The sequence below is a fragment of the Pseudomonas sp. zbq_18 genome (assembly GCF_043102245.1).
Taxonomy (GTDB): Bacteria; Pseudomonadota; Gammaproteobacteria; order Pseudomonadales; family Pseudomonadaceae; genus Aquipseudomonas.
This window is the reverse complement of the sequence record NZ_JBICIT010000016.1, coordinates 122,442-134,624: the sequence shown is the minus strand read 5'-3', so window position 1 is coordinate 134,624 and position 12,183 is coordinate 122,442. Positions and strand designations below refer to the sequence as shown.

Annotated in this window: 14 protein-coding genes; 5 read left to right on the top strand and 9 right to left on the bottom strand. The window is 64.8% G+C overall.

Annotated elements, in window-relative coordinates; translation table 11 throughout:
• Positions 1-23: 23 nt before the first annotated feature.
• Together arcC and ACF8C6_RS13235 are read left to right on the top strand one after the other, a co-directional pair.
• Positions 24-950 (top strand): carbamate kinase, encoded by a 927-nt coding sequence (arcC, locus tag ACF8C6_RS13240; protein ID WP_392499723.1) that lies wholly within the window; start codon positions 24-26, stop codon positions 948-950.
• Between the two features lie 205 nt (positions 951-1,155).
• Positions 1,156-3,039 carry a beta-ketoacyl synthase gene (locus tag ACF8C6_RS13235; protein WP_392499721.1) on the top strand — a complete coding sequence of 628 codons (1,884 nt, stop codon included), beginning with the start codon at positions 1,156-1,158 and terminating at the stop codon, positions 3,037-3,039.
• Positions 3,040-3,146: 107 nt separating this feature from the next.
• Here the strand turns inward: ACF8C6_RS13235 and cysQ are convergent, their stop codons facing one another.
• Together cysQ and nudE are read right to left on the bottom strand one after the other, a co-directional pair.
• On the bottom strand, positions 3,147-3,968 hold the full coding sequence (cysQ, locus tag ACF8C6_RS13230; protein WP_392499720.1) for a 3'(2'),5'-bisphosphate nucleotidase CysQ: 822 nt from the start codon (positions 3,966-3,968) through the stop codon (positions 3,147-3,149).
• The gene (gene nudE / locus ACF8C6_RS13225) at positions 3,965-4,528 is read right to left on the bottom strand and encodes an ADP compounds hydrolase NudE (protein ID WP_392499719.1); all 564 of its coding nucleotides are present in this window, start codon (positions 4,526-4,528) and stop codon (positions 3,965-3,967) included. The genes cysQ and nudE overlap by 4 nt, the downstream gene beginning before the upstream one ends.
• A gap of 92 nt (positions 4,529-4,620) precedes the next feature.
• On the opposite strand from nudE, the gene yrfG reads away from it, so the two are divergent.
• Both yrfG and ACF8C6_RS13215 read left to right on the top strand, forming a co-directional pair.
• Positions 4,621-5,289 (top strand): GMP/IMP nucleotidase, encoded by a 669-nt coding sequence (gene yrfG, locus ACF8C6_RS13220; protein WP_392499718.1) that lies wholly within the window; start codon positions 4,621-4,623, stop codon positions 5,287-5,289.
• A 144-nt stretch (positions 5,290-5,433) separates the two neighbouring features.
• The gene (locus ACF8C6_RS13215; protein ID WP_392499717.1) at positions 5,434-5,898 is read left to right on the top strand and encodes a hypothetical protein; all 465 of its coding nucleotides are present in this window, start codon (positions 5,434-5,436) and stop codon (positions 5,896-5,898) included.
• 57 nt (positions 5,899-5,955) lie between these two features.
• Here the strand turns inward: ACF8C6_RS13215 and ACF8C6_RS13210 are convergent, their stop codons facing one another.
• From ACF8C6_RS13210 to ACF8C6_RS13190, 5 genes are all read right to left on the bottom strand, one after another.
• Complete coding sequence (locus ACF8C6_RS13210; protein WP_277689757.1) at positions 5,956-7,302, bottom strand: DUF1329 domain-containing protein; 1,347 nt, start codon at positions 7,300-7,302, stop codon at positions 5,956-5,958.
• A gap of 156 nt (positions 7,303-7,458) precedes the next feature.
• Positions 7,459-8,130 (bottom strand): tRNA (guanosine(46)-N7)-methyltransferase TrmB, encoded by a 672-nt coding sequence (gene trmB / locus ACF8C6_RS13205; protein ID WP_277689758.1) that lies wholly within the window; start codon positions 8,128-8,130, stop codon positions 7,459-7,461.
• A 199-nt stretch (positions 8,131-8,329) separates the two neighbouring features.
• A complete protein-coding gene (locus ACF8C6_RS13200) occupies positions 8,330-9,121 on the bottom strand; it encodes a thiazole synthase (protein WP_392499716.1) in 792 nt (263 codons plus the stop codon).
• A gap of 17 nt (positions 9,122-9,138) precedes the next feature.
• Entirely contained in the window at positions 9,139-9,339 is a 201-nt protein-coding gene (thiS, locus tag ACF8C6_RS13195; RefSeq protein ID WP_392499714.1) for a sulfur carrier protein ThiS, read from the bottom strand.
• 94 nt (positions 9,340-9,433) lie between these two features.
• Positions 9,434-9,805, bottom strand: coding sequence for a DUF423 domain-containing protein (locus tag ACF8C6_RS13190; RefSeq protein ID WP_392499713.1), 372 nt, complete (start codon positions 9,803-9,805; stop codon positions 9,434-9,436).
• 65 nt (positions 9,806-9,870) lie between these two features.
• Here ACF8C6_RS13190 and mtgA point away from each other — a divergent pair, with 65 nt between their 5' ends.
• On the top strand, positions 9,871-10,614 hold the full coding sequence (gene mtgA, locus ACF8C6_RS13185; protein ID WP_392499711.1) for a monofunctional biosynthetic peptidoglycan transglycosylase: 744 nt from the start codon (positions 9,871-9,873) through the stop codon (positions 10,612-10,614).
• Between the two features lie 28 nt (positions 10,615-10,642).
• Here mtgA and ACF8C6_RS13180 read toward each other — a convergent pair whose 3' ends face one another.
• Together ACF8C6_RS13180 and rpoH are read right to left on the bottom strand one after the other, a co-directional pair.
• Complete coding sequence (locus tag ACF8C6_RS13180) at positions 10,643-11,233, bottom strand: hypothetical protein (RefSeq protein ID WP_392499710.1); 591 nt, start codon at positions 11,231-11,233, stop codon at positions 10,643-10,645.
• A gap of 59 nt (positions 11,234-11,292) precedes the next feature.
• Positions 11,293-12,147, bottom strand: coding sequence for an RNA polymerase sigma factor RpoH (rpoH, locus tag ACF8C6_RS13175; protein ID WP_277689650.1), 855 nt, complete (start codon positions 12,145-12,147; stop codon positions 11,293-11,295).
• Between the last annotated feature and the right edge of the window lie 36 nt (positions 12,148-12,183).

Sequence of the window (12,183 nt, the reverse complement as noted above, 5' to 3'; positions counted from 1 at the left end):
GAGAACGAACAAGGAGAACCAACATGCGACTAGTCATCGCCCTGGGCGGCAACGCCCTGTTGCGCCGTGGCGAGGCCATGACCGCGGAGAACCAGCGCGAGAACGTGCGCATCGCCTGCGAGCAGATCGCCAAGGTGGCGCCGGGCAACGAGCTGGTGATCGCCCACGGCAACGGCCCGCAGGTCGGCCTGCTGGCCCTTCAGGGCAACGCCTACGACCCGGCCAACCCCTACCCGCTGGACGTACTCGGCGCCGAAACCGAAGGCATGATCGGCTACATGATCGAACAGGAACTGGGCAACCTGCTGCCGTTCGAGGTGCCCTTCGCCACCATCCTCACCCAGGTCGAAGTGGACAGCGCCGACCCGGCCTTCAAGACACCGACCAAACCCATCGGCCCGGTCTACCCGAAGGAAGAAGCCGAGCGTCTGGCCGCCGAAAAAGGCTGGAGCATCGCCCCGGACGGCGACAAGTTCCGCCGCGTGGTCGCCAGCCCGCGGCCGCAGCGCATCTTCGAAATTCGCCCGGTCAAATGGCTGCTGGAAAAGGGCAGCGTGGTGATCTGCGCCGGTGGCGGCGGCATCCCCACCATGTATGAGGACGGCAAGCTGCATGGCGTCGAGGCGGTGATCGACAAGGACCTGTGCTCGGCGCTACTGGCCGAACAGTTGGCCAGCGACCTGCTGGTGATCGCCACCGACGTGGATGCCGCCTACATCGACTGGGGCAAGCCCACCCAGAAAGCCATCGCCCAGGCCCACCCGGACGAGCTGGAGCGTCTCGGCTTCGCCGCCGGCTCCATGGGACCCAAGGTCATGGCCGCCTGCGAGTTCGCCCGCAACACCGGCAAGGTCGCGGTGATTGGATCGCTGGCCAATATCGAAGCCATCGTCCAGGGCACCTCTGGCACCCGCATCAGCACCGCAGAAGCGGGCCTGAGTTACCGCTGATATCGGAGGCAAGGACGCCTCCCCTCCTTCTGCCGATATGAAACGCGGAGTGACCTTGCAGTCACGAACTGCGTCACTCAGTCATTCCGATTCATTTTGAGTCGCCACCCGGCAGCTGCCGCCTGGCTATAGCCGTTATTGCCCCCTCTCACGCAATAACGGCTTACCTCTACCAGGCCCGGAGCGATCGAAGGAGTTCTGTGTGATGTCTCGTCTTCCCGTCATCGTCGGCTTCGGCGGCTACAACGCCGCCGGCAGAAGTTCGTTCCACCATGGTTTCCGCCGTATCGTTCAGGAGTCCCTGGACAGCGCCAGCCGCCAGGAAACCCTGGCCGGGCTGGCCGTGATGATGCAGCTGGTGCAGGTCGTTGACGGGCAGTTCCGGGATCAACATGGCAGCCCCCTGAGCTTGGCTGAGATCGAGAGCCGCTTTGCCGAGCAGATCCTCGCCGGCACCCTGGTACGCCGTATCGACAAGCGTCTGCTGGATGTCGATGCCGCGCACTGGCAGAAGAACCTCAGCGCCAGCGGCGCCCAGTTCACCACCCTGCGCAAGCACCTGCCGGAGCCGCTGCCCGCCAGCTGGAATATCGAGCAACTGGGCGAGCAACAGGTGCTGGTCACCCTCACCGAGGCCTGCGAGTTCAAGGTCGACAGCTACCGTGCACTACCGGTGAAATCCGCCGGCCAGCTGCCCGCGGGCTTCGAGCCCGGCGCCCTGTACAACTCGCACTTCCACCCCCGTGGCCTGCAGCTGGCCGTGGTCGGCGCCACCGACGCCCTGCGCTCCACCGGCCTGGACTGGCAAACCATTCAGGATCAGGTGCAACCGGATGAAGTCGCCGTGTTCTCCGGCAGCATCATGAGCCAGCTCGACGAATACGGTTTCGGCGGCATGCTGCAGTCGCGCCTGAAGGGTGGCCGGGTGACCGCCAAGCAGTGCCCGCTAGGGCTCAACACCATGCCGGCGGACTTCATCAACGCCTACGTGCTGGGCAGCGTCGGCAGCACCGGCAGCGTCACCGGTGCCTGCGCCACCTTCCTCTACAACCTGCAGAAGGCCATCGAGCAGATCGCCAGCGGCAAGGCTCGCGTCGCCCTGGTGGGCAACGCCGAGGCGCCGATCACCCAGGAAGTCATCGACGGCTACGGCGCCATGGGCGCCCTGGCCACCGAAGAGGGCCTGCGCAAGCTCGAAGGCCGCGACGACGTGGACTTCCGCCGCGCCAGCCGGCCGTTCGGCGACAACTGTGGCTTCACCCTCTCCGAGTCGTGCCAGTACCTGGTGCTGATGGACGACGAACTGGCCCTGCAGTTGGGGGCCGACATCCACGGCGCCGTGCCGGATGTGTTCATCAACGCCGACGGCTTCAAGAAGTCCATCTCCGCTCCCGGCCCCGGCAACTACCTGACCCTGGCCAAGGCCGTGGCCAGCGCCGCCCAGCTGGTCGGCATCGACGCCGTGCGCAAACACAGTTTCGTGCATGCCCACGGCTCCAGCACCCCGGCCAACCGGGTCACCGAATCCGAATTGCTGGATCGGGTCGCCGCCGCCTTCGGCATCGACAATTGGCCGATCACCGCGGTCAAGGCCTTCCTCGGCCACTCGCTGGCCACCGCCAGTGGTGATCAGGTGATCGCCGCGCTCGGCACCTTCCGCCACGGTCTGTTGCCCGGATTGAAGACCATCGACAAGGTCGCCGATGACGTCCATTGCCAGCACTTGAGCCTGGACACGCGAGATCGCCAGATGGCCGACATGCAAGTCTGCTTCGTCAACTCCAAAGGCTTTGGCGGCAACAACGCCACCGGCGTGGTGCTGGCCCCGCAGGTCGCCGAGCGCATGCTGCGCAAGCGCCATGGCGAGGCCGCCTATAACGCCTGGCTGGACAAGCGCGAGGCCACCCGCGCCAGTGCCGCGCGGTACGACCAGCAGGCCCTGCGCGGCCAGTTCGACATCCTCTACAACTTCGGCCACGACCTGATCGACGATCAGCAACTGCACTTCAGCGCCGAGGGCATCCAGGTGCCGGGCTTTACCCAGCAGCTGCGCTACAAGAAGGACGAGCGCTACGCCGATATGCTGTAGCCACGTAGGCTGGGTTAGCCGCCTGCGGCGTAGCCCAGCGATGAGTCATGTGTAGGTTGCCGGGCTTCGCGGTGCTCTACCCCGCCGACGAAACGGTCCTGAGGCCATCAATCCAGCGCACGGGCCAGCTGGATCAGCTCGGTGCGCCAGGCGGCTGCCTGTGGCAAGCCGAGGAAGGACGGGTTGAGGTAGCTCTCGCGCGCCTCATAGGTCAGCGCCTCGCCCTTGAGATCGAGCACTTCGCCGCCGGCGCCTTCCAGCACACCCTGGGCGGCCGCCGTGTCCCACTGCGAAGTCGGCGCCAGGCGCGGATAGCAGTCGGCGTTGCCTTCGGCCAGCAGGCAGAACTTCAGCGAACTGCCGATATTGGCCAGCTGCAGGTCGCCGAAACGCTCGGACAGGCCCGCCAGCAAACGCTCCTGGGCCGGGCTGGAGTGACGCTTGCTGGCCACCAGGGTGAAGGCCTCGGCCGGTGCCAGGCGCACGCTGATAGCCTGGGCCTCGCCGCCGGCCTCCTGGCGCCAGGCGCCCAGGCCGGCACCACCAAAATAGCAGCACCCCGTGGCCGGGATGCCGACCACGCCCAGCACCACGCGACCGCACTCGATCAGGGCGACATTGACGGTGAACTCCTCGCTGCCGGCAATGAACTCCTTGGTGCCGTCCAGCGGGTCGACCAGCCACCAGCGCTGCCATTGGGCGCGCTCGCTCAGCGGGATGACGCTGTCTTCCTCGGACAACACCGGCACCTCGGGCGCCAGCTCGCGCAGGCCCGCGGCGAGAATCTCATGGGCGGCCAGATCGGCGGCCGTCACGGGAGAGGCGTCGGCCTTTTCGGCTACCGCCACGTCGTTGCGCCAATGCGGCAGGGTGGCCTGGCCGGCACGCTGAACCAGTTCGATCAGCGCCGGCAGATAGGGATGATTCACTTGAATTCTCCACGTTGGGTCAGCAGATCGCGGACCAGATAAAGCGCGGCAAGGGCACGGCCCTCGGTGAATTGCGGGTGCTGCAGCAGGGCGCTGATTTCGCGCAGGTTGACCTTGTCCACCCGCATCGGCTCCGGCTCGTCGCCTGGCAGGCGCTCCTCGTAGAGGTCACGGGCCAGCACCACCTGGATCTTCTGGCTCATGTAGCCGGGCGACAGGCTCAGTTCGGCCAGCAGCTCCAGACGCTCGGCGCCGAAGCCGGCCTCCTCCTTGAGCTCGCGATTGGCTGCCAGGAGCACGTCCTCACCCGGCTCGACCAGCCCCTTGGGCAGCGAAATCTGGTAGTCGTCGGTGCCGGCGCAGTACTCCTCGACCAGCACCGCATGCTCGTCATCGAGCATCGCCACCACCATCACCGCACCGTAGCCGGAGCCCTTGCCGACCAGGCGCTCGTAGGTGCGCTCCACACCATTGGAGAAGCGCAGCTGCAGCTCCTCGACGCGGAACAGGCGGCTGCTGGCGACGATCTCGCGGGCCAGCACCTGGGGTTTCTCACGCATCACTCGCTCCTTGATTCGAGCAGGTATCATACCCGGCAAACCTCATCTGCCGAGCGTGATCTTGTAACGCTGCGCCACTGCCGGATCTCACCATGCCTCTGTTGCCCTGGGCCGATATCGATACCGTTCTGCTCGACATGGACGGCACCCTGCTCGACCTGCACTTCGACAACCACTTCTGGCTGGAGCACCTGCCGCAGCGCTATGCCGAGCTGCATGGCGTCAGCCGCGCACTGGCCGAGGCGGAACTGCTGCCGCTGTTCCGCGAGCATGCCGGCACCCTGCCCTGGTACTGCACCGATTTCTGGAGCCGCGAACTCAAGCTGTCGGTACGCGACCTCAAGCGTGAAGTCGCCCACCTGATCGCACTGCGTCCGGATGCGGACGTCTTCCTGCAGGCCCTGCGTGCCGCCGGCAAGCGCGTGGTGCTGATCACCAACGCCCACCGCGACTCGCTGTCGCTGAAGCTGGAGAAAGTCGACCTGGCACCCTATTTCGACAGACTGATCAGCTCCCACGACTATGGCTTCCCCAAGGAAGACCAGCAATTCTGGTTCGCCCTGCAGCAGGACTTCCCCTTCGACCCGGCGCGCAGCCTGTTCATCGACGACAGCCTGCCCATCCTGCGCAGCGCCGGGCGCTATGGCGTGGCCCACCTATTGGCCGTGCGCCAGCCGGACAGCCGCGGCCAGATCAAGGACACCGAAGAATTCAACGCAGTCGAAGACTATCGCCAGCTCAGCACCGAACTGGGCTCCTGACGACGCTGTGGCGCCAACGCAGTTCCGCGACTGCGCCACTTTTTGCGCAACCCGTGACATGACGCTCAGGTCAGTAACGTCGTGCTTGCCGTCGCCAACCGTACTGGCAGGATGCGCGGCATCACCCTACCGAGGACTGCCTTGATGAAATACCTGCTTATGTTCACCCTTTCCCTAGCCAGCGCCAGTGCCCTGGCCGGCAATACGTCCGCCGGGGTTGGCGGCGCACTGGGTGGCGTACTCGGCACGGTGGTCGGTGAGCAGGTAGGCGGCAGTACCGGTGCGGCCATTGGTGCCGGTGTCGGCGGGGCAGCGGGTAGCGCGGTTGGCGCGGATAAGGGCAGTCGCACCGAAGCCGCTATCGGTGGCGGCCTTGGGGCAGCCGGTGGCCAAGTCATCGGCAGCAAGGTAGGAGGTAGTACTGGCGGCCTGATCGGCGCGGCAGTCGGTGGTGGTGCAGGTGGCGCACTCGGTAACGCCTATGGCGACGACGATGACGACCGCGATGACCGCCGCTATCGCGATGGCGGCCACTACCATGGTCATGATGGCCACCCAGGCCGTGCACTGGGCCACAAGAAGGACAAGTGGCACAAAAAACACCGCTGAGCACAAACGACAAGGCCCGCTGATGCGGGCCTTGTGTTTTACCGAGTCCTCACAGACTCAGATACCACCACTGCGCAAGGCGGCGGCGGTGAAGTCGCTCTTCTTCAGTTGCACGTTGTAGTCGTACATCTTCTCGTTATTGTCCAGGCCATCGACGAAGTAGCGGCTGCCCTTGAAGTCATAGATGGTTTCCAGGGTACTGGCGAACACCGGCACGTCGTAGTAGCTGATCGGATGGGCTTCCTGCATACCAATCAGCTCGCCTTGCTTGTCATACAGATCGACAGCCAGGATCTGCCAGCTGTCTTCGTCGAGATAGAAGCGGCGCTTGGCATAGGGATGGCTGAAGCCCGTACGCAGGTCTGCCTCAACCACCCAGACGCGGTGCAGTTCGTGGCGCATCAGCTCGGGGTTGATGTGGGCCTTCTGCAGGATGGTGTCGTAGGGAATGCCCTTCTGGTGTACGGCATAGCTGTTGTAGGGCACGAGCATTTCCTGCTTGCCCTGCAGCGTCCACTCGTAACGATCCGGCGCGCCGTTGTAGGTATCCACCACGTCGGCGGTCGCCATGCCGCTGGTGTCCGGCTGCATGGCGTCATAGGCCAGCATCGGCAGGCGCCGCACGCGACGCTCGCCACGGCTGAAACGCCAGGCCTTGCGAATGGCCAGTACCTGATCGAGGGTTTCCTGCACCACCAGGGCGGAACCGGCCAGCTTGCTCGGCGCAGTGATCACGTACTTGTAGTAGAACAGGGTGTTGTCCAGGTCACCGGGGGTCATGCCTTCGCGGCCGTAGACGAACATGATGTCGCGGTCACGCTTGAGCAGCACGTAGCTGCCGCCATTGAGCACCACCGCCTGGTTGGTCTCCATGCGCAGCTGCTCGCCACGGTAGCGGGTGATGTGGTTCCAGATCGCTTCCTGGCCGTTCTGCGGAATCGGGAACGGCACGCCGGCGGCGGCGCCCTCGATACCGTTGCCGCCGGAGATCAGCGTGGCATTGGTAGCGTTGAAGCGCGTGGCGTCGTAGATGCGCTGCGGCGAAGCGGCACTGCGGCGAGTCGGGTAAACGCGCAGGTAGTAGTCCGGATTGCGCTCCAGCAGTTTCTGGTAGCCGGGCGTCAGCAGCGCCTTGTACTGGGCCATATTGGTCTTGTCGACGCGGTACAGCTCGGCATCGGCGGCAAAGGGGTCCGGGTGGTGCATGCCGGGCTGGTAGTTGGCCGGCGGCGTGGAAACGCCTCCCTCCCATGGCGGAATGGTGCCCGCCGCATTACCGGCGCGCTCACCGCCCAGCGGCATCAGATCCTGCCCCAGGCGTGCGGCCTGGGTGGCATCGACGCGGGCATGCGCGGGCAGTGACACAGTGGCTGCCAGCGACAGGACTGCAATAGTTCTCAGCACAGCGTTCTCCTCGCGGCGCGCCATGGCGCCGCTGCTCTTATTCGTACGACCAAGTGTAGGTCGTGCCTGCAGATTGCCGTTGGTGGTGAGGCAGAGGCCGTCCTGGCGCCGGGTTGGCCCGGTCATATAGCCCCGCATCCTGCAGGGCCCGGATGATCATTCGCTACGTTGGAACTTGAGGTCCCACACGCCGTGACCGAGGCGCTCGCCGCGCTTCTCGAACTTGGTCACCGGTCGCTCGCTGGGGCGCTCGACATAACCTGCGGCACCGGCAACGTTATGGTAACCGGGCGCCGCCGACATGACTTCCAACATATGTTCCGCATATGGCTGCCAATCGGTCGCCATGTGCAGGATGCCGCCGACCTTGAGCTTGCTGCGTACCAGTTCGGCAAAGCTCAGCTGGACGATGCGGCGCTTGTGGTGACGGGCCTTGTGCCAGGGATCGGGAAAGAACAGCAGGACGCGGTCCAGGCTGGCGTCGGCCACGCAGTCGCGCAGCACTTCCAGGGCGTCGCAGCTGTAGACACGGATGTTGCTGAGGTTCTGCGTGAGCATGCCGTTGAGCAGGGCACCGACGCCAGGCTTGTGCACTTCCACGCCGATGAAGTCCTGCTCCGGTGCGGCGGCGGCCATTTCGAGGGTGGCGTGGCCCATGCCGAAACCGATCTCGAAGGTGCGCGGCGCACTACGGCCGAATACCTGGTCGAAGTCGCGCAGGCCGTCGGCCAGCTCCAGCCCATACTTTGGCCAGCCCTGGTCAAGGCCACGCTGCTGACCCTCGGTCATGCGCCCGGAGCGCATGACAAAACTCTTGATGCCGCGCAGCGGCCGCTCGGCAGCGCCTTCGTCTGCCGGCTCGATGATGTCACTCATAAGATTCTCTTAGAGCCTTTTTAGGATTCGCGAGCTAGAGCCAGGTTAGGCAAAAGCAGGCGAGGAAGCGGAGTTTACAAAGAGTAAATGAGCATTCCGAGCGTGCTTTTAACGACGCATGGCCGACGCGCAGCGGATCATAAACAGGCTCTTACTTGATCAAACCGTCCAGCGGCGACGACGCGCTGGCATACAACTTCTTCGGCATGCGCCCGGCCAGGTAGGCCATGCGCCCGGCAACAATTGCATGCTTCATCGCCTCGCCCATCAGGATCGGGTTCTGCGCATGGGCAATGGCGCTGTTCATCAGCACCGCCTCGCAGCCCAGCTCCATGGCGATGGTGGCGTCCGACGCTGTACCCACGCCAGCATCGACCAGCACCGGCACGGTGGCCTCTTCGAGAATGATGCGCAGGTTGTAAGGGTTGCAGATGCCCAGCCCGGTGCCGATCAGGCCGGCCAGCGGCATCACCGCGATGCAGCCCATCTCGGCCAGTTGGCGGGCGATGATGGGGTCGTCGCTGGTGTAGACCATGACGTCGAAACCTTCCTTGACCAGCACTTCGGCGGCCTTGAGCGTCTCGATCACGTTGGGGAACAGGGTCTTCTGGTCGGCCAGTACTTCCAGCTTGACCAGCTTGTGGCCGTCGAGCAGCTCGCGGGCCAGGCGGCAGGTGCGCACCGCTTCGGTAGCGTCATAGCAGCCGGCGGTATTGGGCAGGATGGTGTATCTGTCCGGCGAGATCACGTCGAGCAGGTTCGGCTCGTGCTTGTTCTGCCCGATATTGGTCCGGCGCACCGCCACGGTGACGATCTCGGCACCCGAGGCCTCGATGGCCAGACGGGTCTCTTCGAGATCCTTGTACTTGCCGGTACCGACCAGCAGACGTGACTCATAGGTACGACCGGCCAGGGTGAAAGGCTTGTCGATGATGGCGCTCATGGCAGATCCTCGGGCGACTAGCCGCCGCCGATGGCGTGGACGACTTCCAACTGGTCGCCCTCGTGCAGAACGGTAGTACCGTGCTGGCTGCGCGGCACGATGTCCAGATTGAGTTCGACCGCCACCCGCTTGCCGACAGCTTCGAGGCGCACAAGCAGGTCCGCGACGGTGGCGCCGTCGGGCAGCTCATAGGATTGGCCGTTCAACTGGATGAGCATGGCTGGTCGGTCAGATTCTGAAAAAGGGTCGGCATTCTAGCCCGATCACGAGCAGCGACCAAGCCACGCGCCCGCCATTTGTCCGCCGCCAACCTCAACGCGCCCGCCAGGCGGCCAGCCCCAGGCACAGCCAGCCGGCGAGAAAGCACACACCGCCCAGCGGCGTGATCATGCCCAGCTGGCCGAGGCCGCTCAGGGTCAAGGCATACAGGCTACCGGAGAACAGCAGGATACCGGCTACGAACAGGCTGCCGGCAGCCTTCGCCAGGCGAGCAGGCAAACGCTCGGCCAGTGCGGCCACACCCAGCAGGGCCAGCGCGTGCAGCATCTGGTAATGCACACCGGTCTGAAACACCGCCAGGTACTCGGCGCTCAGCAGCCCCTTGAGCCCATGGGCAGCAAAGGCGCCCAGGGCAACACCGGTGAACCCGAAAACAGCCGCCAACAGCATAAAGGCACGCAACATGATCCAGTCCCGATCGATTCCAACGCGGCCGCTATAATGGCCGCTCACTCGAACCGGGCCAAGCCATGTTGCGCAATCTGCTCCGTCGCCTGACCAAACTAATGCTGTGGCTCGCTGCGGGTAGCGCCCTGCTGGTGCTGGCCCTGCGCTGGATCGACCCGCCGGGCACGGCACTGATGGTCGAGCGCAAGATCCAGTCGTGGCTCGACAACCAACCCATCGACCTGCAGCGCAGCTGGCGCCCCTGGAGCGAACTGCCGGACGACCTGAAGATCGCCGTGATCGCCGGCGAGGATCAGAAGTTCGCCGAACACTGGGGCTTCGATATCGCTGCGATCCGCCAGGCCCTCGCGCACAATGCCGAGGGCGGCAGCCTGCGCGGTGCCAGCACCATCAGCCAGCAGGTAGCCAAGAACCTGTTTCTCTGGTCCGGTCGCAGCTGGCCACGCAAGGCGCTGGAAGCCTGGTTCACCGGACTGATCGAGCTGCTCTGGCCGAAGCAGCGGATTCTCGAGGTCTACCTCAACAGCGTGGAATGGGGTGACGGTATCTTCGGTGCCGAAGCGGCCGCGCGCCATCACTTCAACGTGGGAGCGCCCTATCTGTCGCGCCAACAGGCCAGCCTGCTGGCCGCGGTGCTGCCCAACCCGCGCGCCTGGAGCGCCAGCCGCCCAGGCCCCCATGTGCAGCGCCGTGCCGCCTGGATTCGCCGGCAGAGCTACCAGCTGGGCGGCAGCCACTACCTCGACCAGTTGTCCTCAGCACTGACAGCGCCACAGTGGTGGCCTGACTGGTTAGCGAAACCCTGATCAACACAGGAGTTCGGCATTAGGGTCGTCAGCGCTGCAGCAGACGCTTGGGCACGATGCGCAGCAGTTGCACGCGCTCATCGCGGATATGTGCGGTCAGGCCCTGCTGGGGATAGACCCAGGCCTCGCCCTCGGACAATTGCAGACGCAGGCGCGCCTCCCCCAGGCTGGCGCTCAGTGCCGTGGCCATAACGGTATGCCGGGGCGACAGGTTGAGCGCCTCGACACGTTGTCCGGCCAGCTGCGCCAGCATCTCCGCCGACTGCGGCTGCTCCGGATCATTGGGCCGTACGCCGCTGACCTCGGCCAGGCTGGCACGCTGGGTATCGCTTAGCGCCAGCTCACCCTCCACGCGCCAGCCCTCTCGCTCGCCACGCAGCAGCAGATGGGGGCCATCCATGCGCGGCTGCAACCACAGCTCGGCATTCGGCAGGAACTGGCTCAACTGGGTAACCGTCAGGCGCTCATCAACCTGCGGGCGAAAGAGTTCGGCATCCCACTGCTGCAATTCAGCCAGGGGCTCGCCCTGCTCTTCGCCGGGCACCAACCACCAGTAGCCCAACAGGCAACTGGCCAGGGCCACGACAGTGAACAGCAAAGCAGGCGGGCGACGGCTCATGGGCAAACTCCAGACAGAAAAAAGCCGCACCTGGGTGCGGCTTTTCGAGGTGATGCGCGTTACGCCTGAATCGAGCCTTTCAGCTTGTTCATGGCGTTTTTCTCCAGCTGGCGGATACGCTCGGCGGAGACGTTGTACTTGGCAGCCAGGTCATGCAGGGTCGCCTTCTCCTCGGCCAGCCAGCGCTGGTAGAGGATGTCGCGGCTGCGCTCGTCCAGGCTTTCCAGCGCCTCGTGCAGACTGGCATTGGCGCTGTCGCTCCAGTCGGCGTCTTCCAGCTGGCGGGCCGGGTCGTAGCGATGGTCTTCCAGATAGTGCGCCGGGGACTGGTAGGCAGTGTCGTCGTCGGCATCGGCAGCCGGGTCGAACGCCATGTCATGGCCCGTCAGGCGGCTCTCCATCTCGCGCACTTCACGCGGTTCGACTCCCAGGCTCTCGGCCACGGCATGCACTTCATCGTTGTTCAACCAGGCCAGACGCTTCTTCTGGCTGCGCAGGTTGAAGAACAGCTTGCGCTGCGCCTTGGTGGTGGCGACCTTGACGATGCGCCAGTTGCGCAGGATGAACTCGTGAATCTCGGCCTTGATCCAGTGCACGGCGAAAGACACCAGGCGCACGCCCATTTCCGGGTTGAAGCGCTTGACCGCCTTCATCAGGCCGACGTTGCCTTCCTGGATCAGGTCGGCCTGGGCCAAGCCGTAGCCGGCATAGCTGCGGGCGATGTGGACAACGAAACGCAGGTGGGCCAGCACCATCTGGCGGGCGGCTTCCAGGTCTTGCTCGTAGTAGAGACTCTCGGCCAGCTCACGCTCCTGCTCGACGGTCAGCAGCGGGATGCTGTTCACCGCATGCACATAGGCCTCCAGGTTGGCGCCTGGGACGAGGGCATGCACAGGTTGCAGGGAAGTGGTCATCAAAAACCTCCGGTATTACAAAACTGGCGCAGTCTA

Coding starts and splice junctions, on each gene's coding strand:
- arcC (WP_392499723.1), top strand. CDS start 24: ATGCGACTAGTCATCGCCCTGGGCGGCAACGCCCTGTTGCGCCGTGGC.
- ACF8C6_RS13235 (WP_392499721.1), top strand. CDS start 1,156: ATGTCTCGTCTTCCCGTCATCGTCGGCTTCGGCGGCTACAACGCCGCC.
- nudE (WP_392499719.1), bottom strand. CDS start 4,528: ATGCGTGAGAAACCCCAGGTGCTGGCCCGCGAGATCGTCGCCAGCAGC.
- yrfG (WP_392499718.1), top strand. CDS start 4,621: ATGCCTCTGTTGCCCTGGGCCGATATCGATACCGTTCTGCTCGACATG.
- ACF8C6_RS13215 (WP_392499717.1), top strand. CDS start 5,434: ATGAAATACCTGCTTATGTTCACCCTTTCCCTAGCCAGCGCCAGTGCC.
- ACF8C6_RS13200 (WP_392499716.1), bottom strand. CDS start 9,121: ATGAGCGCCATCATCGACAAGCCTTTCACCCTGGCCGGTCGTACCTAT.
- thiS (WP_392499714.1), bottom strand. CDS start 9,339: ATGCTCATCCAGTTGAACGGCCAATCCTATGAGCTGCCCGACGGCGCC.
- ACF8C6_RS13190 (WP_392499713.1), bottom strand. CDS start 9,805: ATGTTGCGTGCCTTTATGCTGTTGGCGGCTGTTTTCGGGTTCACCGGT.
- mtgA (WP_392499711.1), top strand. CDS start 9,871: ATGTTGCGCAATCTGCTCCGTCGCCTGACCAAACTAATGCTGTGGCTC.
- ACF8C6_RS13180 (WP_392499710.1), bottom strand. CDS start 11,233: ATGAGCCGTCGCCCGCCTGCTTTGCTGTTCACTGTCGTGGCCCTGGCC.
- rpoH (WP_277689650.1), bottom strand. CDS start 12,147: ATGACCACTTCCCTGCAACCTGTGCATGCCCTCGTCCCAGGCGCCAAC.